Origin of the sequence: Pseudomonas cavernae, assembly GCF_003595175.1 — a bacterium.
GTDB lineage: Bacteria > Pseudomonadota > Gammaproteobacteria > Pseudomonadales > Pseudomonadaceae > Aquipseudomonas > Aquipseudomonas cavernae.
This window is the reverse complement of the sequence record NZ_CP032419.1, coordinates 4,620,146-4,640,255: the sequence shown is the minus strand read 5'-3', so window position 1 is coordinate 4,640,255 and position 20,110 is coordinate 4,620,146. Positions and strand designations below refer to the sequence as shown.

The following is a 20,110-nucleotide window of genomic DNA, read 5'->3' as shown; positions in this document are numbered from 1 at the left end:
GCGTTGCGCGCAGCGCTGGCCAGCGGGCGGATTGATGGCTAGCGCGGCGCTCAACCCATCCTAGGGTCGGGGACAAGCCGGCGCCTTGCGGCGAATCTGGCGGGCAGCGCGTCTGCAGTCTTGAATCCATGGACCGCCCAAGACGCATCGACCGAGGAGCCCCCATGCCTGTTGAACATCTGGACGTACTGATCATCGGCGCCGGCCTGTCCGGCATCGGCGCCGCCTACCACCTGATGAAGCACTGCCCCGGCAAGACCTTCGCCGTGCTCGAAGGGCGCGCGGCGCTGGGTGGCACCTGGGACCTGTTCCGCTACCCGGGCATCCGCTCCGACTCGGACATGTTCACCCTCGGCTACAACTTCAAACCGTGGAACGACCCCAAGGCCATCGCCGATGGCCCGTCGATCCGCCGCTACATCGAGGAAACCGCGCGGGAGAACGGCATCGACCGCAAGATCCGCTACCAGCACAAGGTGCTCAAGGCCGACTGGTGTTCGGACAGCGCGACCTGGACCCTGGAAGTGCAGCGCGGCGACGAAGCCGAGCCGCTCAAGCTGAGCTGCCACCACCTGCTGATGTGCACCGGCTACTACCGCTACGAGGCCGGTTACACCCCGGAGTTTCCCGGCCGCGAGCAGTTCCAGGGCGAGGTCATCCACCCGCAGCTGTGGCCGGCGGATTTCGATTACACCGGCAAGAAGGTGGTGGTCATCGGCAGCGGCGCCACCGCAGTCACCCTGGTGCCGTCGATGGCCGATAAGGCCGAGCACGTGACCATGCTGCAGCGCTCGCCCACCTATGTGATCAACCTGCCGCAAAAGGACCTGATCTCCAACGTGCTGCGGCCCTTGCTGCCGAAAACCTGGGTCTATCGCTTCGCGCGGGCGCGCAACGTGACCCTGCAGATGATCTTTTTCATGTTGTCGAAAGGCTTTCCGGCGCAGGTGCGCAAGGTGATCCTCGGCCTGGCCCGCCGCCAGCTCGGCAAGGACTTTGACATGCGGCATTTCAGCCCGAGCTACAAGCCGTGGGACGAGCGTGTCTGCGTGGTGCCCGACGGCGACCTGTTCAAGGCCCTGCGTAAGGGCAAGGCCTCGGTGGTTACCGACCATATCGACAGCTTCAGCGAAACCGGCATCCGCCTGAAATCCGGGCAGACCCTCGCGGCCGACGTCGTCGTCACCGCCACCGGCCTCGACCTGGTGATGTTCGGTGGCATGCAGATAGCGGTGGACGGCCAGCCGTTCGACGCCGCGCAGAGCATGGGCTATCGCGGCATCATGCTGCGCGACCTGCCCAACGCCGCCGTGGTGCTCGGCTACACCAACGCCAGCTGGACGCTCAAGGCCGATCTCTCCAGCGAATACTTCTGCCGCCTGATCAACCACATGGACGCCATCGGCATGCGCCAGTACACGCCGCGCAACACCGCCGACGCGGTCAAGGAAGCGCCGTTCCTCAACCTCAACTCCGGCTACATCCAGCGCGCGGCGGACAAGATGCCCAAGCAGGGCGACCGTGCGCCGTGGAAGCTCTACCAGAACTACGCCCTCGACCTGGCCCTGCTGCGTTATGGCAAGGTCGAGGACGGTTACCTGGTGTTTTCCTCGCCGAAGAGCAGTGCCGAGCGCGGGGCCGCGCTGGCGTAATCGGCGTAGGTTGGCGTTGAGCGCAGCGATAGCCAACGAGCGGATCGATGGGTATCGCTGCGCTCAACCCATCCTACGGCGTCATGCCGATCGCGCCGATCGCGCCGATCTGCTCGATCAACCATTGCAATGCCGCATCGCGCTGGCGTTGGCCGAGGCTGACGATCTCCAGTTGGAAGCTGCCGACCTCGAACGGCAGCGGATACAGGCTCAGCGGCAGCAGGGCGGCGAAGTGTTCGGCCAGGCGCGTCGGGAGGACCACGGCGAGGTCGGTGCCGGCGACGATGTGCGCGGCCTGCAGATAATTCGGCGTGGTGTAGTGGATGGCGCGGCGCAGGCCGTGCTCAGCGAGCCACTGATCGACCATGCCCTTGGTCTGGCCGCCGTGCACCCACAGGTGGCGCAGGTGCAGAAAGGTGTCGAGATCTGGCGCCTGGGCCAGCAGCGGGTGGTCGCGGCGGGTGACCAGGCGCAGGGTCTCGCTCATCCAGAGTCGCTGGGCGAAGCGGCCGGGGATCTGCTCGAAGCGGCCGAGGGCCAAATCCAGATCGCCCTTGTCCAGCGCCTCGGTCGGCAGCTGCGGGCTCAGCTGGCTGATGGCGATGCTGATGCCCGGCGCCTCGCGGGTCAGTTGCTCGAGCAGGCGCGGCATGCACAGCAGCTCGACGTAGTCGGTCATGGCGACGGTGAAGCGCTGGCGGCTGCGCGCCGGGTCGAACTGTTCGCCACCGCTGAGGCTCTGTTCGATCTGCTGCAAGGCGGCGCGGATCGGCGCTTCCAGGGCCAGGGCGCGCGGCGTCGGCTGCATGCTGCGGCCGGCGCGCACCAGCAGCGGATCGTCGAGCAGTTCGCGCAGGCGATTGAGGGCGTTGCTCACCGCCGGCTGACTGAGGGACAGGCGTTCGGCGGCGCGCGAGACGTTGCGCTCGCGCAGCAGGGCGTCGAGTACACGCAATAGGTTGAGGTCGAAATTGGAAATATTCATCGGCTGAATACTAAGTATCACAAGACTAAATTTCAAAAATAGTAGCCGGTTCCTCTATGGTGTTTGCCGGTTTTTTGCGCGCGTAGAGCCCGCTCTCGACGCCCATGGCCGACGCGCAGCAGTCTTTACCCAGGTTCGACAAGAGGAATAAGCATGAGCCAGACCGCCTTCTCCATACAGCAAGCCGCGGTGATCGGCGCCGGCACCATGGGCCGTGGCATCGTCATGAGCCTGGCCAACGCCGGCGTGCCGGTGCTGTGGCTGGACAACAATCCGCAGATGCTCGAACAGGCCATGGCCGTGCTGGCCGAGACCAACGCGCACAACCTGCGCCTGGGCCGCATCGACGCAGCCGAGTCGGCCGCGCGCCTGGCCCGCGTCACCCCGGTGGACCGCTATACGGCGCTGGCCGAGGTCGATCTGGTGATCGAGGCGGTATACGAGAACCTCGAGCTCAAGCAGCAGATCTTCCGCAGCCTGGACGCGGCCGTGCGCCCGGGGGCGATCCTCGCCAGCAACACCTCCTACCTGGACATCGACGCCATCGCCGGCGTCACCGGCCGCCCGCAACAGGTGCTCGGCCTGCACTTCTTCAGCCCGGCGCACATCATGAAGCTGCTGGAGATCGTCCGTGGCCAGGCGACCGCGCCGGCCGTGCTGGACGCCGCCCTGGCTCTCGGCCAGCGCATGGGCAAGGTCAGCGTGGTGGCCGGCAACTGCCACGGCTTCATCGGCAACCGCATGCTCGAGCAGTACGTGCGCGAGGCGCGCAAGATGCTCCTCGAAGGCGCCTACCCGCAGCAGATCGATGCCGCGCTGCAGGGCTTCGGCTTCGCCATGGGCCCGTTCCGCATGTACGACGTGGTCGGTATCGACCTCGGCTGGCGCGCCCGCCAACTGGCCGGCGAAGGCCAGGATGAGCCGCTGGTGCAGGTCGACAACGCGCTGTGCGAACTCGGCCGCTTCGGCCAGAAGGCGCGCATGGGCTACTACCACTACGCCGAGGGCAGCCGCCAGGCCGAGCACGATCCGGAAGTCGACGCGCTGGTGCTGCGCGTCGCCGAAGGCCTGGGCTACCGGCGCCGCGACATCGGTGCCGAAGAGATCGTCGAGCGTTGCGTGCTGGCACTGGTCAACGAAGGGGCGAAGATTCTCGAAGAGAACATCGCCGCCACCAGCCATGACGTCGACCTGGTCTACCTCAACGGTTACGGCTTCCCGGCCGCCACCGGCGGGCCGATGAGCTGGGCCGACGGCCAGGGCCTGGCGGCGGTGCGCGCGCGCCTGCAGCAGCTGCAGCAGCTGTTTGGCAGCCATTGGCAGCCGGCTGCGCTGATCGAGCAACTGGCCGCCGGCGGCAAGCGCTTCGCCGACGTGCAGGAGGGTCGCGCATGAGCTACCAGGCCCCGCTGCGCGACATGCGCTTCGTCTTGCATGAACTGTTCGACGTCGCCGGCCATTGTGAATTGCTCGGCAACGGCCTCGACCGCGAGCTGATCGACGGCGTACTCGACGAAGCGGCGCGCTACACCGGCGAGGTGGTGGCACCGCTGAATCGCAACAGCGACGAGCAAGGCTGCCAGCTGCGGGACGGCGCGGTGACCACCCCGCACGGCTTCCGCGAGGCCTACCGGCAGTATGTCGACAACGGCTGGGCGAGCATGACCGGGCCGGTCGAGTTCGGTGGCCAGGGCTTCCCGCAACTGGTCGCCGCCAGCTTCCACGAGATGCTGATGGCCGCCTCGCTGTCCTTCCGCGTCTACTCCGGGCTCACCGAAGGCGCGGTGCTGGCCCTGCACAAGCACGGCAGCGCAGCACTGAAACAGGCCTATCTGGCGAAGATGGTCAGCGGCCAGTGGACCGGCACCATGTGCCTCACCGAGCCGCAGGCCGGCACCGACCTGGCATTGCTGCGCACCCGCGCCGAGCCGCAGGCCGACGGCAGCTATAAGGTCAGCGGCAGCAAGATCTTCATCAGCGGCGGCGAGCAGGACCTGACCGAGAACATCGTCCACCTGGTGCTCGCCCGCCTGCCGGACGCGCCGGTCGGGGTGAAGGGCATCAGCCTGCTGCTGGTGCCGAAATTTATCGCCAATCCCGACGGCACGCCGGGGACGAAGAACGCCCTGAGCTGCGGCGCCATCGAGCACAAGATGGGCATCAAGGGCGCCTCGACCTGCGTGATGAACTTCGACGGCGCCACCGGCTGGCTGATCGGCGGGGCCAACCAGGGCCTGGCCTGCATGTTCACCATGATGAACGACGCGCGCTTCCAGGTCGGCCTGCAGGGCCTGGGCATCGCCGAAGCGGCGTTCCAGGGCGGCCTGCGCTATGCCCGCGAGCGCCTGCAGTCGCGTGGCCTGGCCGGTGCGGTGCAGCCGGACAAACCGGCCGACCCGATCATCGTCCACCCGGACGTGCGGCGCATGCTGCTGACCCAGAAGACCCTCAGCGAAGGCAGCCGCATGCTCGCCGCCTACTGCGCGCGCCAGCTCGACCTCGAGCACGGTCATCCGGACGCCGCGGCACGCAAGGCCGCCGGCAAGCGCGCGGCGCTGCTCATCCCCATAGTGAAAGCCTTCTTCACCGACATGGGCCAGGAAGTCGCCAGCCTCGGCGTGCAGCTGTATGGCGGCCACGGTTTCATCCGCGAGTGGGGCATGGAGCAGCTGATGCGCGACAGCCGCATCACCCAGCTGTACGAGGGCACCAACGGCATCCAGGCGCTCGACCTGATCCGCCGCAAGCTGCTCGGCGACGGCGGCGCGGAGCTGTCCGCGCTGCAGGCCGAGTTCAGCGAACTGTGCGATCAACAGGTCGACCGTCCGGCGCTGGCCGAGTTGGCCAAGACCGTGCAGGCGCGCCTCGGCGAATGGCGCGAGCTGAGCAGCGAAGTGATCGCCGCCTGCCAGCGCGACGTGCAGGAGATCGGCGCGACCTCAGTGGACTTCCTCGCCTACTCGGCCCACGTGCTGCTCGCCGGCCTGTGGCTGCAGGCCGCCGCCCGTGCCCAGGATGCGCTGGACGCCGGCAGCGGCGAGGCGGCGTTCTACCAGGCCAAGCTGCTCAGTGCCGACTTCTACCTGCGCCGCGTGCTGCCGCGCGCCAGCGGCCACCGCGAGGCCTTGCTCGGTGGTGCGGCGTGTTTGGTGGCGTTGGATGAGGAGAGTTTTGCGTTTTGAACATGGCCCTCTTCCCCTTTTCATAAAAGAAGGGCGGGCGAGGGGTGACGCGCGCCTGACCGGCTGTGCACGAGCTGCCCCCTCTCCCATTTATGGGAGAGGGCTGGGGAGAGGGTGGTAGCCAGGGTGCAGCCCGGGAAGCCGGCAACGCCGATCCCCGGATTGCATCCGGGCTACTGGTCGAGTCGTAGGGCGGGTGCACCCCGCCCTACCCAAACAACCAGAGGAACCGCCATGCAGCCGTTCAGTTTCGCCACCACCGCGCAGATCCTCTGCGAAGCCGGCGCCGCCGTGCGCCTGGCCAGCCTGTGCCGCGAGCGCGAGGCGGGGTCGGTGCTGATCGTCACCGACCCCGGCATCACCCGCTTCGGCCTGCTCGACGCCGTGCTGCCCGGCTTCGCCGCCGAGGGCGTCAGCGTCGCGGTGTACGACCAGGTGGTCGCCGACCCGCCGGAAGCCACCGTCCGCGCCGCCGTCGAACAGGCCAAGGCGCTCAAGGCCGAGCTGATCGTCGGCTTCGGCGGCGGCAGTTCGATGGACGTGGCCAAGCTGGTCGCCTTGCTCGCCCATCCCGAGTGCCGCCAGTCGCTCGCCGATATCTATGGCGTGGGCAACGCCAAAGGCCGACGCCTGCCGCTGATTCAAGTACCGACCACCGCCGGCACCGGCTCGGAGGTCACCCAGATCGCCATCATCACCACCGGCGAGACGACCAAGCTGGGCGTGGTCTCGCCGCTGTTGCTGCCGGATCTGGCGCTGCTGGATGCCGAGCTGACCCTCGGTCTGCCGCCGGCGGTGACCGCCGCCACCGGCATCGACGCCATGGTGCATGCCATCGAGGCCTACACCACGGCGCTGAAGAAGAACCCGCTGTCCGACCTGCTGGCCCGTGAGGCGCTGCGTCTGCTCGCCGGCAACCTGCATGAAGCGGTGCACGACGGGCAGAACTGCGCGGCGCGTCAGGCCATGCTGCTCGGCGCCTGCCTGGCCGGCCAGGCCTTCGCCAATGCGCCGGTGGCGGCGGTGCACGCGCTGGCCTACCCGCTCGGCGGGCACTTCCACATTCCCCACGGCCTCTCCAACGCGCTGGTGCTGCCGCACGTGCTGCGCTTCAATGCGCCGGTTGCCGCGCCGCTGTATGCCGAGCTGGCGCCGCTGCTGTTGGGCGAGCGGCTGCAGCCTGGCAACGCCGAGCAACTGACCGCGCAGTTCATCGCCGAACTGGCGGCGCTCAATGCGCGTTGCGGCCTGCCCAGTCGTCTGCGCGATGCCGGGGTGCCGGAGGCCATGCTCGCGCAACTGGCCAGCGACGCCATGCTGCAGCAGCGCCTGCTGGTGAATAATCCGCGCGCCGTCACTGAGGCCGATGCGCTGGCGATTTATCGAGCGGCCTACTGAGCCCCGCCATACCCGTAGGAGCGAATTCATTCGCGATAGGGCTGTCTCCCATCGCGAATGAATTCGCTCCTACAAGAACCCTATTGAGAGAAACCGATGAGCCAACCCCAACACCTGCGTAGCGATTACCGCCACTTCCGGCCGATCACCACCCGCTGGCACGACAACGATGTCTATGGCCACGTCAACAACGTCGTCTACTACGGCTTCTTCGACAGCGCGGTGAACTCCTACCTGATCGAACAGGGCGGGCTGGATATCCACAACGGCGAAGTGGTCGGCTTCGTGGTCAGTTCGTCCTGCGACTACTTCGCCTCGATCGCCTTTCCCGAGCGCATCGAGGTCGGCCTGCGGGTCGGCAAGCTGGGCAACAGTTCGGTGCAGTACGAGCTGGCGATCTTCAAGGCCGGCGAGGACGAAGCCTGCGCCGCCGGGCGCTTCGTTCACGTGTTCGTCGATCGCGCGAGCAACCGCCCGGTGGCGATTCCAGCGCCGCTGCGCGCGGCGTTGAGCGCGTTGTTGCCGGGCTGATGGCCGCGGGCTTGTGGGGTTTCGCTGCGCGCAACGCCAACCTAGGCCTCGGCCAGGGCGGCGCGGCGGCCGCGTTCGAGGTCGACGCCGGCGAGGATCAGCAGGCCGGCGACGAAGTAACTGCCGGTGATCAGCATCGCCAGGCGGTGGTCGCCGCCGGAGAGCCAACTGCTCAGGCCGTAGGTCATCGGGCCGAGGATCGCCGCCAGCTTCGCCGCCTGACCCCAGAGGCCGAAGAACTCCGCCAGCCGCGTCGGCGGCGCCAGCAGACCGACTATGGCGCGTCCGGCCGACTGGCTGGCGCCCATGCACAGGCCGGCGAGATTGGCCGCCAGCCAGAACAGCGCCGGTCCCTGCGCCGCCCAGGTCAGGCCGACCATGCCGAGCCAGCCGCACAGGGTCAGGGCCAGGGTGGCGCGATGGCCGAGGCGATCTTGCAGCCAGCCGAATAGCACGGCGCCGAGCGAGGCGGTGATGTTCACCACGAAGATCAGCAGCAGGGTGTCCTGGGTGCTGAAGCCCATGACCTGGTCGGCGTAGATGGCCGCCAGGGTGACCACCGCGGAGATCCCGGCCTGGTAACAGACGGTACAGGCGAGAAAGCGCCGCAGGTCGCGGTAGCGCCCGGCTTCGCGCAGGGTCTTGGCGAAGCGTCGCCAGACCGCTTGGGCCAGCGGCGCGGCGCCGGCTTGCAGTTGCGCCTGGCTGCGTTCGCGCAGGAACAGAAAGGTCGGCACGCTGGCGACGGCGAACAGCGCGGCGGTGATCAGCATGCACACCGGCACGAACTGCGCCGCGTCGTGGCCCTGGCCCTGCGCCCAGCCGACATAGGCCAGGCAGGCGCCGAGGCTGACCAGGCCGCCGACATAGCCGAAGCCCCAGCCCCAGCCGGAGACCCGGCCCAGGGCATCTTCGCGGGCGATTTCCGGAAGGAAGGCGGCGATCAGGTTCTCGCCGCTGCCGAAGCAGAAATTCGACAGCACCACGAACAGCACGGCGATCCCCAGTGCGCCGGGCCCGGCCCAGGCCAGCGCGGCGGTGCAGGCGACGCAGCCGATGGTGCTGAACAGCAGCAGGCGCTTCTTGCAGGCGAAGGCGTCGGCGTAGGCGCCAACCAGCGGGGCGCTGAGGATGATCAGCGCATTGGCGAGGGCGATGGTGCTGGTCCAGGCCAGCGTGCCCCAGGGTTTGCCTTCGGCCACCACGGCGACGAAATAGGCATTGAACACGGCGGTGATCACCACCGTGGTGTAACCGGAATTGGCGAAATCGAACATCGCCCACGACCAAGCTTCGCGGCGCGTCACTCCAGGGGCAAGGCTGGCTGGCATGGGGACTCTCCGTGCGGGGCGCTGTTCTGCACAGCTTAGAATCTGTGCAAGGTCTTGCCCGTGAGCATTTTCTGCCGGCGTGATGGTGGATAAGCAAAGCGTTATCCACCCTACCCAGCCTGCCAGTCCGCGTAGGGTGGAAAACTGCGAAGCATTTTCCACCGAAGGCCAGAGTCGGCTCTCGGATCGCAAGACTTTGAACAGGCACTTAGAACCTGTTTACGATCTCGCGAGCTAGAGTCAAACAAGGCGCAACGTAGCGCAGCGGAGTAACAGCCGAAGGCTGGCCCGCAGGGCGAGCGTAGCGAGTCAAACGGCTGAGGAAGCGGAGTTTACGTGTTGTAAATGAGCATGACTCGTTTCACTCGCCCTTCGGGTCGCGCTAAAGCGCGTTAGCGGCAAGCCGCTTTCCGAAGCCGTTTTCAACGTAGTTTGACCGACGTGCAGCAGATCGTAGACAGGTTCTTAGGGCGTGTTCGCTAAATGACGAGCCGCCCGGGTCCCGCCCGGTAGCCGGATGCAATCCGGGGCACAGATATCAGGCCATCTCGCATTTCATCCGGGCTACGTATAAACCGGAAAAAACATGGGCGCCAAGCCGGTCTTCCCGGTCGCCGGCATAGGCGCATAATGGCCAGGACCCTCGAGGGTCTTGCCATGAGGGACTGCCGATGCCTCGCTTGCCTCAGCAATCCAGTCCAGACTGCGGCGCCGATGCGGCGGAAAAGCTGCTCGGCATCGTCCGACAAACCGTGCTCGAGCTGCGCCCGTATGCGGCCGAGGGGTTGCAGGTCAGCCTGCACAGCGCCCTCGACCGTGACCTGGGGCTGGACAGCCTGGCGCGGGTCGAGCTGTGGTCGCGCCTCGAACAGGCGTTCGGCGTGCGCTTTGCCGAAGAGCTGTTCGCCAGCGCGGAAACCCCGGCGGATCTCCTGCAGGCCGTGCAGGCCCAGGGTCGCGCGCCGACGCCGCCCGCGCCGGCGGGCAGCCCTGGCGCCGCAGCCGCGGCCGCGGCGTCGGGACCGAGCGCGCCGGATGCCGCGGCGACGCTGGTCGAAGTGCTGGAGTGGCACCTGCATCACCAGCCGCAACGCACCCATGTGCGCCTGCTCAACGAAACCGACGGCAGCGACGACCTCAGCTACGCCGCCTTGTACCAGGGCGCCTTGAGCGTGGCTGCCGGGCTGCAGCGGCGCGGCCTGCGCGGCGGCCAGACGGTGGCCCTGATGCTGCCGACCGGGCGCGATTTTCTCTTCGGTTTCATCGGCGTCCTGCTGGCCGGCGGCGTGCCCGTACCCATCTACCCGCCGCTGCGCCTGTCGCAGATCGAGGAGCATCTGCGCCGCCAGGCCGGCATTCTCAACAACGCCGAGACGGTGGCGCTGCTCACCGTGACCGAGGCGAAGTTGCTCGCCCGCCTGCTCCAACCGCAGGTGCCGAGCCTGCGCGAGATCGCCACGGTGGCCGAGCTGGCGGACCAGCGCGGCGAATTCGTGACCTCGCCGCGACAGGCGCAAGACCTCGCCTTCCTGCAATACACCTCGGGCAGCACCGGCCAGCCCAAGGGGGTGATGGTCAGCCACGCCAATCTGCTCGCCAACCTGCGGGCCATGGGGGCGGGAGTGCGGATCAGCCCCCGCGACGTGTTCGTCAGCTGGTTGCCGATGTATCACGACATGGGCCTGATCGGTGCCTGGCTGGGCAGCCTGTACTACGCCTACACCCTGGTGCTGATGTCGCCGCTGGCCTTCCTGGCGCGGCCGTCGCGCTGGCTGTGGGCCCTCGACCGCTATGGCGGCACGCTGTCGGCGGCGCCCAATTTCGCCTACGAGCTGTGCCTGAGCCGGCTCAGCGACGATGACCTCGAGGGCCTGGACCTGAGCCGCTGGCGCCTGGCCCTCAACGGCGCCGAGCCGGTCAGTCCGGATACGTTGCGGCGTTTCGGCGAGCGCTTCGGCCGCTATGGTTTGGCGCCCACGGCGCTGACGCCGGTGTACGGGCTGGCCGAGGCCACCCTCGGCGTGGCCTTCCCGCCCCTGGAACGCGGGCCGCTGATCGACCGGGTGCAGCGCACGCCGTTCCAGACCCGCGGCCAGGCGCTGCCCGCCGCGGAGGGCGCGGCCGACACCCTGTGCTTCGTCGCCAGCGGTCGGGCGCTGCCGGGCCATCAGCTGCGCATCGTCGATGGCAGCGGCCTCGAGTTGCCCGAGCGCCATGAGGGCCACCTGCAATTCAAGGGGCCGTCCACCAGTCGCGGCTATTTCCGCAACCCGGAAGAGACCCGCCGGGTGCTGCATGGCGAGTGGGTGGACTCGCTCGACCTGGGCTATCTGGCCGGCGGCGAGCTGTACCTGACCGGTCGCGCCAAAGACCTGATCATCCGCGCCGGACGCAACATCTATCCCTACGATGTCGAGGCGGCGGTCGGCAACCTGGCGGGCCTGCGCAAGGGCTGCGTCGCGGTGTTCGGCAGTCGCGCGCCGGCCAGCGGTACCGAGCGCCTGGTGGTGCTGGCGGAAACCCACGCGCGCGAGGCCGCCGCGCGCCAGCGCCTGCAGCAGGAGATCAACCGCATCGTCGTCGACCTCACCGGCGTGCCGCCGGACGATATCGTCCTGGCGCCGCCGCACAGCGTGCTGAAGACTTCCAGCGGCAAGATCCGCCGCGCCGCCAGCCGCGAGCTGTACGAACGCGGTGAAGTGGGTGGGCACCGCCGGGCGGTGTGGCGGCAACTGCTGCGCCTGGGACTGCTGGCCGCGCGGGCGCTGGGCGGCCGTTGCTGGCGCGCCAGCCGCGCCGCGCTGTATGCCGGCTACATCTGGCTGCTGTTCTGCCTGGTGGCGCCGCTGACCTGGCTGGGCGTCGCGGCGCTGCCGCGGCAGCGCTGGTGCCGCGCCTTCGCCCACGCGGCGGCGCGTCTGTTCCTGCGGCTGTGCGGCGTGCCGTTGCAGGTCGAGGGGCTGGAGCACTTGTCGGCCTCCGGCTTGAGCGTGCTGGCCGCCAACCATGCCAGCTACCTCGACGGTGTCATCCTCTGCGCCGCCCTGCCGCCGCAGTTCGCCTTCGTCGCCAAGCGCGAACTGGCCGAGCAATGGGTCGCCGGCCTGTTCTTGCGCAAGCTCGGCGCCCGCTTCGTCGAGCGCTTCGACCTGCAGCGCAGCGTCAAGGACGCCGAAGCCCTGGCCGACAGCCTCGCGCAAGGGCAAGCCCTGCTGTTCTTCCCGGAAGGGACCTTCACCCGCGAGTCGGGCCTGCGCCCGTTCCACATGGGCGCCTTCGTGGTTGCCGCGCGTGCCGGCGTGCCGCTGCTGCCGGTCGCCATCCGCGGCGCGCGCACGGTGCTGCGCGCCGGCCAGTGGTTCCCGCGCCACGGCGCGCTTGCCGTCAGCGTCTGTGCCCCGCTGCGGGCGGCGGGGCCGGGCTGGCTGGAGTCGATCGAGCTGCGCGATGCGACGCGGGCGCGCTTGCAGGAGCGGCTGGATGAGGCGGAGGGTGGGCCGCGCTCGGGCTAGCGCGGCGCCTTGGGCTAGGCGTCTGGCGCCGCTGGGGCCGGGACTGCGGCCTTGGCCGGCGCGATGGCGTGGTGATCAACGTGGCGGTGCTTAGCGACTTGCGCCTGCGCGCGGTCGCTGTCGTTGCGTGCATTCAGGTAGGTGTTGTCGTCGGCGAGTACGCCTTGGGAAACCAGCAGGGTCATGGCCAGTGTGGCGAGGGGAGTACGCATGGGGAGGACCTCGATCGATAAAGGATGGAGGCATTTTCGGCGTACTGGCGCGGCGAAGTATCGATCTGGATCAATGAACGCGGCCTTTGTCGGCCAGCGGGAGACCACCGTATGAGTCTGCCACGACCCGCGTCGGCGGGCCGTGGTCGAGCAGCGTGGGGCTCAGTCGTGCTTGTGCTTTTTGTGCTTCTTGCCGTGGCCATGACCGTCGTCGTCATCGCCCAGGTCGTTGCCGAGGGCGCCGCCGGCGGCACCACCGAGGCCGGCGCCAATGGCCGAACCGGTGCTGCCGCCGAGCTTGCCGCCGATGATCGAGCCCCCCGCGGCGCCGAGCCCGCCGCCGATCGCCGCTTCGGTTTTGTTGCCGCTCTTGCTGCTGATCGCGCCACCGGCGGCACCGCCGACGCCGGCGCCGATGGCCGCGCCGGTGCTGCCACCGACCTGCTGGCCGAGCACATTACCCAGCGCGCCGCCGATCCCGCTGCCAACCGCGGCTTTGGTGTTGTCGTCGGCGCTGGCGCCCTGGGCGACCAGCAGGGCCAGGACGATTGCGGAAAGAGCTGAACGCATGCTGCGAACCTCGAGGGGAAGAAATAGGAGCATCCATTGTCACGGATGGAGCGCCGCCTGATATTGGCTTGGATCATGCCAGCGGCGAAAAATTTGCCCGTTGGTCAGTTGCCGGCGTGGCTGCCGGCAACAAACCGGGCGGCGATCAGTCGTCGTCGTCGTCGTGATCGTGGCGATGCTTCCAGCGCTTCTTGTGATGGCCGCGGTGGTAGCCATTGTCGTGGCGATCGTCGTCGCGGTAGTAGCGGCCGCCGCGGTAGTCATCGTCGTCGTCACGGTTGGAGTCGCCGTAGTGGTTGCCCAGCGCGCCGCCGGCACCGCCGCCGAGGGCCGCACCGATCAGGCCGCCGGTAGTGCCGCCGACCTTGTTGCCGATGACGTTGCCGCCGGCCGCGCCCAGGCCGCCGCCGATCGCCGCTTCGGTTTTGTTACCACGCCGGGCGCCGACCGCGCCGCCGGCCGCACCGCCGACCCCGGCGCCGATGGCGGCACCGGTGCTGCCGCCGACCGATTGGCCGACGACCGAACCCAGCACCCCACCCAATGCACCGCCGACGCCTGCGCGGGTGTCGCCATCGGCGAGGACGGCGCCGCTGAACAGGCCGAGAGAGACCAGGATGATCGAGGAGTACTTCATGAACAGGAGCACCTATGTGGGATGACGGAGGCGATCCTGCGGGGCGAGACGGGCGGCTTACAAGCATTTGCCGACGAGTAGCACGACCTTTTCGCAATCTGTAACTTGTTGTTTTTACCAGGGAACTTCGTCGATTTCGGCGGGTCTGAAGCTGCTTCCCACCGGCCGGTTTAGCGGCCTTTTGGGCGTATTTTACTGGCCTTTCAATGGCGCCCCGCTGGCGTCGATGACATCAGGCGGGGCGCGCGCCTGGCTCAGGCGCCGAGGTAATCCCGCTTGCCGATGTCCACGCCGTTATGGCGGAGGATGGCGTAGGCGGCGCTGATATGGAAATAGAAGTTCGGCAGGGCGAACTGGGTGAGGAAGTCCAGGCCCTGGAATTCCACCTCGCGGTCACGCAGCTTGAGGCTGATGCGCCGTGCTTCGCTGCCGTCGAACTGTGCCGGGCTGAGGCTGCGCAGGAAAGTCTGGGTCTTGGCGATGCGTTCCTGCAACTCGGCGAAGCTGCTTTCGGTGTCGGGATGGCTGGGGACTTCGACGCCGGCCAGGCGCGCGCCGGCGCCTTTGGCGGCATCGCAGGCGATCTGCACCTGGCGGCTAAAGGGGAACATATCGGGGGCCAGGCGGGCGTTGACGAACACCGCCGGATCGATCTTGCGTGCTTCGGCATGGGCGGCGGCTTTGGCGATGATCGCGCTCAGGTTGCCGAGCATGCGCTCGAATACCGGGATGGACAGCTGGTGCATGGAAATCGACATGACTGACTCCGCAGTGACGGGGGAAAGAAGCTGAGGCCTGAACCGCTTGCGCGGCCGGCCTGCTCAGAGCCTGTTTACGATCTGCTGCGCGTCGGCCATCCGGCGTTAAAAATGGCCTCGGGATGCTCATTTACAACTCGTAAACTCCGCTCCCTCGGCCATTTTTGCCTTGTCTGGCTCTCGCTCGCGAGATCGTAAACAGGCTCTCAGCTTAATCCAGCTCTGCCGGCTTGGCGCGGCCCAGTGGCGAAGCGCTCTGCGCGGCCGTTGCCGCCCGCGGGGGCTTGCGTTGGTCGGTTTGTCGATGCTCATGCAGGGGGCTGGCTAGACTCTTTCCAGCGCGCGAGCGGGCTACCCGGTCGCGACCAAGCCAATCGACAGGAGAGTTGACGATGAGCATTTTCGCCTTTGTGAAAGAAGCCGGTGCCAAGCTGTGGGAATCGCTGGTAGGTCAGGAAGCGCAGGCAGCCGAATCGCTGAAAGAGCATGTAGCCAAGGTCGGCCTGGGCAATCCGAATATCCAGGTCGAGGTGGTGGGCGAGAAGGTCGTCGCCAGCGGCGAGGTGGCCAGCCAGGAAGAGAAGGAGAAGATCCTGCTGGCGCTGGGCAATGTCGCCGGGGTCAGCGAGGTCGAGGACCGCATCACGGTGGCGGCACCGGCGCCGGCGGCGCGCTTCGTCACGGTGCAGAAGGGCGACACCCTGAGCGCCATCGCCAAGGTCGAATATGGCAACGCCAACCTGTACAACAAGATCTTCGAGGCCAACAAGCCGATGCTCGGTCACCCGGACAAGATCTATCCGGGGCAGGTACTGCGCATTCCGGAATAGGCGCTGGCCGCAAGCCTGGCGCCGTCCATTTCGCCCTCTCCCTCTCGTCATAAGTGAAAGGGGGAGAGGAGCTATCTGTTTGCGCGTTCTCGAGTCGCTCCTACAGCCCTGCCAGCAAGTCGCGATAGTCGCCTAGCGCGGCAAATTCCTCGGTGTCTTTCGGGTCCTTGCGGCTGTCCGGTTCGCGCACGGCGAGCAGGTGCGCAATACCGAAGCGCCCGGCGCTGCGCAGAATCGGCAGGCTGTCGTCGATGAACAGGCTGCGCGCCGGGTCGAAACCGAAATCGTCTTGCAGGGCGGTCCAGAACTGCTGGTCTTCCTTGGGGACGCCGTAATCGTGGGAGCTGATCAGGCGATCGAAGTAGGGCGCCAGTTCGATGCGCTCGAGTTTCAGCGACAGCGAGTCGCGGTGCGCGTTGGTGATCAGTGCCACCCGCTTGCCGCTGCGCCGCAGTGCGGTAAGGAACGTATCGGCATCCCTGCGCAGGCTGATCAATTCGGCCACTTCGCGCTTGAGTTCGCGGATCGAAAGCTTCAGCTCGCGGCTCCAGAAGTCCGTGCAATACCAATTCAAGGTACCGGCATGGTCACGAAACAGCGGCAGCAGTTCGGCGTCGGCCTGCACACGGGTGATGCCGTGGTGCTCGGCGTAGCGTTGCGGCAGGTGTTCGAGCCAGAAATGGTTGTCGAAATGCAGGTCGAGCAGGGTGCCGTCCATGTCGAGCAGGACGGTGTCGATCTCGGCCCAGGGCAGTGTCGGCATGATGGCGGATTCAGCGAGCAGCGGTGGTGGATGGCGCAATCGGCGCGGCGGACAATCGGCAAAGCCGGGGTATGATAACCCGCCTGCTCATGCCACGGAGTCGTCCCATGCGTCAGAAACCCACTGTCCTCGGCCGCGAGGTCGTCGCCAAAAGCCGCCTGTTCACCGTCGAGGAATTGCAGTTGCGCTTCACCAATGGGGTCGAGCGCACCTACGAGCGGTTGGCCAGCAAGGGCGGTGGCTATGGCGCGGTGATGATCGTGGCGCTGGCCGATGACGAGCATGCGCTGCTGGTGGAGGAATACTGCGCCGGTACCGACGACTATCAGCTGTCGCTGCCCAAGGGCCTGATCGAGCCGGGTGAGGACGTGCTGGCCGCCGCCAACCGCGAACTCAAGGAGGAGGCCGGCTTCGGCGCTCATCAGCTGGAGTACCTCACCGAGCTGAGCCTGTCGCCCGGCTACATGAGCCAGAAGATCCAGGTGGTGCTGGCCCGCGACCTGTACCCGGAAAGCCTGCCCGGCGACGAGCCGGAGCCGATGGGCGTCGATCGGGTCAACCTGCGCGAGCTGGCCAACCTGGTCCAGCACCCGCAGTTCAGCGAGGGCCGCGCGCTGGCGGCGTTGTACCTGGCGCGCGACCTGCTGACCCAGCGCGGGGAGTTCGTCCTGTGAGCCATCCCTTGCTGCCGGCGGTCGTCGAGCTGGTGCGCCAGGCCGGCGCCGCCACCCTACCGTACTGGCGCGCCGACGTGGCGGTGACGCAGAAGGCCGACGCCTCGCCGGTCACCGCCGCCGATCTGGCCGCCCACCATCTGCTCGCCGCCGGCCTGGGTGCGCTCGCTCCGCAGATTCCGGTGCTGTCGGAGGAGGACAGCCTGATTCCCTTGGCCGAGCGCGCGCAGTGGACGCGCTGGTGGCTGGTCGACCCGCTGGATGGCACCAAGGAGTTCATCGCTGGCAGCGAGGAGTTCACCGTCAATGTGGCGCTGATCGAAGACGGGCGGGTGGTGTTCGGCGTGGTCGGTCAGCCGAGCACTGGCCGCTGCTATTACGGTGGCGCCGGGCTCGGGGCCTGGCGCTGCGAGGCGCAGGGTGAGGCGCAGGCGATCGCGGTGCGGGGTGCGCCGGCCGCGGCCTTTACTCTGGTGGCCAGCCGGCGCCATTCCAGCCCGGCGCAGGAGCGCCTGCTGGCAGGTTTGGGCGAGCGCTTTGGCCATCTCGAACTGGCCAACATCGGCAGCTCGCTGAAGTTCTGCTTGCTCGCCGAAGGGACTGCGGACTGCTATCCGCGCCTGGCGCCGACTTCGCAGTGGGACACCGCGGCGGCCCAAGGTGTGCTCGAAGGGGCGGGTGGCGAGGTGCTCGATCTCCAGGGTGAGGCGTTGCGTTACCCGGCGCGTGAATCCTTCCTCAATCCGTCGTTCCTGGCGCTGCCGGCGACTGCCGCTTGGCGCGCCGAGCTGCTGGCGCTGGCCCGCGCGCTGGATTGAGGTGCGGCTGGGTGGCTAGGCCGCGAGGGCTTAGAACCTGTCTCGGATCTGCTGCGCGTCGGCCAACCGGCGTTAAAAAACGGCTTCGGAATGCTCATTTACAACTCGTAAACTCCGCTTCCTCAGCCGTTTTTGCCTTGTTTGACTCTAGCTCGCGAGATCCGAAACAGGTTCTTAGCCGCCGTGCTCAAGCTTCCGGAGCTCAGTCGAGCATGTCGCGGTAGCGCTCATCCTTCTGGTAAACCAGCGGCTGGCTGAAGCCTGGCACTTTGATCTGCTCGGTGCCCAGTTCGATGGCCTGGTCGTCGATCAGGTCGTTGCCGAAGTTGTAGATGATGTCGAACTGGCCCTTGAGCGCCTGTTCGTCGTATTGCTTGGCCTTGGCGCGGGTCTGTTCGCGGCGCTGGCTGTAGGCGGCGAACGCGGCGTCGCCATAGCGCTTGCGCAGCATCTTCTCCACCAGGCGCGGCGACAGCAGCACGCCGCTGGCGTTGTTGCCGCCGAAGCCCTTGGAGTTGATGAAACAGACGTCCAGCCCGCTCACCTGGGTGTCCGTGGTGCTCAGGCGCAGGTGCTGGCGGTGCACGTCGTCGGCGACCCGGTCGATGGTCTTCAACCCCGGCACGATGCCGTACTTGAAGGTGCCCAGCGCGGAGATCACCTGGTCGGCACTGGCGGCCGCCAGCGAGTGGCCGACGAAGGCCTTGACCGCGGTGACCGGCCACTGCTCGATGCCGAAGGCACCGGCGACGCGGTCCAGCAGCTCCGACTCGGTGACCCGGTTGGCCGGGGTGCTGGAGCCGTGAGCGTGGATGAAGCTGTGCCGGCGCACCCCTTCCAGGCCGACCAGTTGCACGGCGCTGGCCACCGCCTTGGCCAGGGTCAGGTAGTTGCCCGGGCCGGGAGCGGAGATCGATTTCTTAAAGCCGTCGGCGTTGATGAACACGTCGGTCGGCGCACCGTGGACATCGGCGCCCAGCTCCATGGCCAGGGCGTCGTCCATCAGCACCAGGTACTGGGTGGATTCGGCCAGGGTGAAGCCGCAGTTGTCGCCGAACGGCCGGCTGGCGCGGCGGAAGTCGACCTCGCCGCCGCCCTGCACGTTGCGCAGGCCGTCCTCGGTGGCCAGCGCGCTCATGGCGCCGTAGCCGTCGATGCACTCCTGGGTGATCGGTGCCTCGCTATTGCCGACCAGTGCCACGCGGGTGCGCCCGCTGGTGATCAGGTCGATGGCCTTCTGCAGGTTGTAGAGGAAGGTGGCGCAGGCGCCGGTGACGCTGCCGGTGGTGCCGACGCTGCCCAGCACGTAGGCGTTGATGAAGTCGGCCGGCATGGTGTTGAGGCCGAGCGGGCACTGCTTGGCGCTGACCCGACCGCCCTTGAGGCGCGACTGCAGCATGCCGCCGAAGCCGTTGTCGTCGAGCTGGCTCATGATGCTGCCGGAGAACACCGCGACTTCATCCGGCGCCACATGCTCGAGGATGGTCTGCCAGGCGATGCCGGTGGAGCGCAGCGCGTCGGTGGCGCCGACCACCGACAGCTGCAGGCCGCGCGGGTGGAAGTGCGAATGATACAGCTCGCCCGGATCGAAGCCGCTGGGCAGCTGGCCGGCGGATTTCACCGGCAGGGCGCGGTAGCTGTCGACCTTGAAGTCGCAGCTGCCGTGCAGGGTGACCTGCACTTCATTGCCTTCCAGCGCTTCAACCGACCAGTTGGCCGGCAGCGGTTCGGGCAGTTGCTTGCGCTGGGTGACGAAGGTCAGCGGGCTGGCAGCGTTGCCGCCGATGCTGAGGTTCTTCTGCCAGTGTGCGGCATCGACATCCAGGTACTGCTTCTCGATGCGGCGTACCAGGGTGGAGGCGAGGATCTGCGCGGCGAAGCGGTCCTCTATAGCGGCCGGCGACAGGGCCTCGCCCTCGGCGGATTGCCACTGGCCGTCGACGACCTTGACCAGCTTCATCATCACCGCCAGGCCGGCCAGGGTTTCCTGGCGGGCCTGGGCGTCCATGGATTCGATCACAGTGCGGCGGAAGCCGTGATGGAAGGAGCTTCGGCCCGCGGCGTTATAGCCACCAAAACCAACAATGACCGGTAAACGAGACATCACTCAGCAACTCCTTCAAATAGACCAGCGCGCGGGCGACATGAGGGCCAGGATGGCGGCGACAGCCGCACGGGCCATGGGCCACATGCCCGGTGGCGGCTCACATGCTTAGGATTCGGGTGCCTAGCTGACGAGGACTGTGACTTCTGAGTC

The 20,110-nt window shown here is 67.4% G+C and carries 17 protein-coding genes; 9 read left to right on the top strand and 8 right to left on the bottom strand.

Annotated features, from left to right (window positions below; all coding sequences use genetic code 11):
* Nucleotides 1–164: 164 nt before the first annotated feature.
* Nucleotides 165–1,652, top strand: coding sequence for a flavin-containing monooxygenase (locus D3880_RS21120; protein WP_119895373.1), 1,488 nt, complete (start codon nt 165–167; stop codon nt 1,650–1,652).
* Nucleotides 1,653–1,725: 73 nt separating this feature from the next.
* On the opposite strand, the gene D3880_RS21115 is transcribed toward D3880_RS21120, so the two are convergent.
* The gene (locus tag D3880_RS21115) at nt 1,726–2,637 is read right to left on the bottom strand and encodes a LysR family transcriptional regulator (RefSeq protein WP_119895372.1); all 912 of its coding nucleotides are present in this window, start codon (nt 2,635–2,637) and stop codon (nt 1,726–1,728) included.
* A gap of 153 nt (nt 2,638–2,790) precedes the next feature.
* Here D3880_RS21115 and D3880_RS21110 point away from each other — a divergent pair, with 153 nt between their 5' ends.
* From D3880_RS21110 to D3880_RS21095, 4 genes are all read left to right on the top strand, one after another.
* Nucleotides 2,791–4,032 (top strand): 3-hydroxyacyl-CoA dehydrogenase, encoded by a 1,242-nt coding sequence (locus tag D3880_RS21110; protein ID WP_119895371.1) that lies wholly within the window; start codon nt 2,791–2,793, stop codon nt 4,030–4,032.
* On the top strand, nt 4,029–5,819 hold the full coding sequence (locus D3880_RS21105; protein ID WP_119895370.1) for an acyl-CoA dehydrogenase C-terminal domain-containing protein: 1,791 nt from the start codon (nt 4,029–4,031) through the stop codon (nt 5,817–5,819). The genes D3880_RS21110 and D3880_RS21105 overlap by 4 nt, the downstream gene beginning before the upstream one ends.
* Nucleotides 5,820–6,053: 234 nt before the next feature.
* Nucleotides 6,054–7,217 (top strand): iron-containing alcohol dehydrogenase, encoded by a 1,164-nt coding sequence (locus D3880_RS21100; RefSeq protein ID WP_119895369.1) that lies wholly within the window; start codon nt 6,054–6,056, stop codon nt 7,215–7,217.
* A gap of 96 nt (nt 7,218–7,313) precedes the next feature.
* Entirely contained in the window at nt 7,314–7,748 is a 435-nt protein-coding gene (locus D3880_RS21095) for an acyl-CoA thioesterase (RefSeq protein WP_119895368.1), read from the top strand.
* 41 nt (nt 7,749–7,789) lie between these two features.
* Here D3880_RS21095 and D3880_RS21090 read toward each other — a convergent pair whose 3' ends face one another.
* A complete protein-coding gene (locus tag D3880_RS21090) occupies nt 7,790–9,079 on the bottom strand; it encodes an MFS transporter (RefSeq protein WP_119895367.1) in 1,290 nt (429 codons plus the stop codon).
* A gap of 671 nt (nt 9,080–9,750) precedes the next feature.
* Between D3880_RS21090 and D3880_RS21085 the strand changes: the two genes are divergently transcribed.
* Nucleotides 9,751–12,591, top strand: coding sequence for an AMP-binding protein (locus D3880_RS21085; protein WP_119895366.1), 2,841 nt, complete (start codon nt 9,751–9,753; stop codon nt 12,589–12,591).
* Between the two features lie 14 nt (nt 12,592–12,605).
* Here D3880_RS21085 and D3880_RS21080 read toward each other — a convergent pair whose 3' ends face one another.
* The 4 genes from D3880_RS21080 to D3880_RS21065 all read right to left on the bottom strand — a co-directional run bounded on the left by D3880_RS21080 (nt 12,606) and on the right by D3880_RS21065 (nt 14,768).
* Nucleotides 12,606–12,803 (bottom strand): hypothetical protein, encoded by a 198-nt coding sequence (locus tag D3880_RS21080; RefSeq protein ID WP_119895365.1) that lies wholly within the window; start codon nt 12,801–12,803, stop codon nt 12,606–12,608.
* Nucleotides 12,804–12,965: 162 nt separating this feature from the next.
* On the bottom strand, nt 12,966–13,373 hold the full coding sequence (locus D3880_RS21075; protein ID WP_119895364.1) for a YMGG-like glycine zipper-containing protein: 408 nt from the start codon (nt 13,371–13,373) through the stop codon (nt 12,966–12,968).
* Nucleotides 13,374–13,518: 145 nt separating this feature from the next.
* Entirely contained in the window at nt 13,519–14,010 is a 492-nt protein-coding gene (locus tag D3880_RS21070; protein ID WP_119895802.1) for a glycine zipper domain-containing protein, read from the bottom strand.
* 254 nt (nt 14,011–14,264) lie between these two features.
* Complete coding sequence (locus tag D3880_RS21065; protein ID WP_119895363.1) at nt 14,265–14,768, bottom strand: DUF1993 domain-containing protein; 504 nt, start codon at nt 14,766–14,768, stop codon at nt 14,265–14,267.
* A 392-nt stretch (nt 14,769–15,160) separates the two neighbouring features.
* On the opposite strand from D3880_RS21065, the gene lysM reads away from it, so the two are divergent.
* Complete coding sequence (gene lysM / locus D3880_RS21060) at nt 15,161–15,598, top strand: peptidoglycan-binding protein LysM (protein WP_119895362.1); 438 nt, start codon at nt 15,161–15,163, stop codon at nt 15,596–15,598.
* A gap of 100 nt (nt 15,599–15,698) precedes the next feature.
* Here the strand turns inward: lysM and yrfG are convergent, their stop codons facing one another.
* Nucleotides 15,699–16,361 carry a GMP/IMP nucleotidase gene (yrfG, locus tag D3880_RS21055; protein WP_119895361.1) on the bottom strand — a complete coding sequence of 221 codons (663 nt, stop codon included), beginning with the start codon at nt 16,359–16,361 and terminating at the stop codon, nt 15,699–15,701.
* A 107-nt stretch (nt 16,362–16,468) separates the two neighbouring features.
* Here yrfG and nudE point away from each other — a divergent pair, with 107 nt between their 5' ends.
* Both nudE and cysQ read left to right on the top strand, forming a co-directional pair.
* Nucleotides 16,469–17,035 (top strand): ADP compounds hydrolase NudE, encoded by a 567-nt coding sequence (gene nudE / locus D3880_RS21050; protein ID WP_119895360.1) that lies wholly within the window; start codon nt 16,469–16,471, stop codon nt 17,033–17,035.
* Nucleotides 17,032–17,853 (top strand): 3'(2'),5'-bisphosphate nucleotidase CysQ, encoded by an 822-nt coding sequence (cysQ, locus tag D3880_RS21045; RefSeq protein WP_119895359.1) that lies wholly within the window; start codon nt 17,032–17,034, stop codon nt 17,851–17,853. The genes nudE and cysQ overlap by 4 nt, the downstream gene beginning before the upstream one ends.
* A gap of 202 nt (nt 17,854–18,055) precedes the next feature.
* On the opposite strand, the gene D3880_RS21040 is transcribed toward cysQ, so the two are convergent.
* On the bottom strand, nt 18,056–19,957 hold the full coding sequence (locus D3880_RS21040) for a beta-ketoacyl synthase (RefSeq protein ID WP_119895358.1): 1,902 nt from the start codon (nt 19,955–19,957) through the stop codon (nt 18,056–18,058).
* Nucleotides 19,958–20,110: the final 153 nt, after the last annotated feature.

Coding starts and splice junctions, on each gene's coding strand:
- lysM (WP_119895362.1), top strand. CDS start 15,161: ATGAGCATTTTCGCCTTTGTGAAAGAAGCCGGTGCCAAGCTGTGGGAA.
- D3880_RS21110 (WP_119895371.1), top strand. CDS start 2,791: ATGAGCCAGACCGCCTTCTCCATACAGCAAGCCGCGGTGATCGGCGCC.
- D3880_RS21040 (WP_119895358.1), bottom strand. CDS start 19,957: ATGTCTCGTTTACCGGTCATTGTTGGTTTTGGTGGCTATAACGCCGCG.
- D3880_RS21090 (WP_119895367.1), bottom strand. CDS start 9,079: ATGCCAGCCAGCCTTGCCCCTGGAGTGACGCGCCGCGAAGCTTGGTCG.
- D3880_RS21095 (WP_119895368.1), top strand. CDS start 7,314: ATGAGCCAACCCCAACACCTGCGTAGCGATTACCGCCACTTCCGGCCG.
- nudE (WP_119895360.1), top strand. CDS start 16,469: ATGCGTCAGAAACCCACTGTCCTCGGCCGCGAGGTCGTCGCCAAAAGC.
- yrfG (WP_119895361.1), bottom strand. CDS start 16,361: ATGCCGACACTGCCCTGGGCCGAGATCGACACCGTCCTGCTCGACATG.
- D3880_RS21085 (WP_119895366.1), top strand. CDS start 9,751: ATGCCTCGCTTGCCTCAGCAATCCAGTCCAGACTGCGGCGCCGATGCG.
- D3880_RS21080 (WP_119895365.1), bottom strand. CDS start 12,803: ATGCGTACTCCCCTCGCCACACTGGCCATGACCCTGCTGGTTTCCCAA.
- D3880_RS21070 (WP_119895802.1), bottom strand. CDS start 14,010: ATGAAGTACTCCTCGATCATCCTGGTCTCTCTCGGCCTGTTCAGCGGC.
- D3880_RS21075 (WP_119895364.1), bottom strand. CDS start 13,373: ATGCGTTCAGCTCTTTCCGCAATCGTCCTGGCCCTGCTGGTCGCCCAG.
- D3880_RS21120 (WP_119895373.1), top strand. CDS start 165: ATGCCTGTTGAACATCTGGACGTACTGATCATCGGCGCCGGCCTGTCC.
- D3880_RS21100 (WP_119895369.1), top strand. CDS start 6,054: ATGCAGCCGTTCAGTTTCGCCACCACCGCGCAGATCCTCTGCGAAGCC.
- D3880_RS21115 (WP_119895372.1), bottom strand. CDS start 2,637: ATGAATATTTCCAATTTCGACCTCAACCTATTGCGTGTACTCGACGCC.
- D3880_RS21065 (WP_119895363.1), bottom strand. CDS start 14,768: ATGTCGATTTCCATGCACCAGCTGTCCATCCCGGTATTCGAGCGCATG.
- D3880_RS21105 (WP_119895370.1), top strand. CDS start 4,029: ATGAGCTACCAGGCCCCGCTGCGCGACATGCGCTTCGTCTTGCATGAA.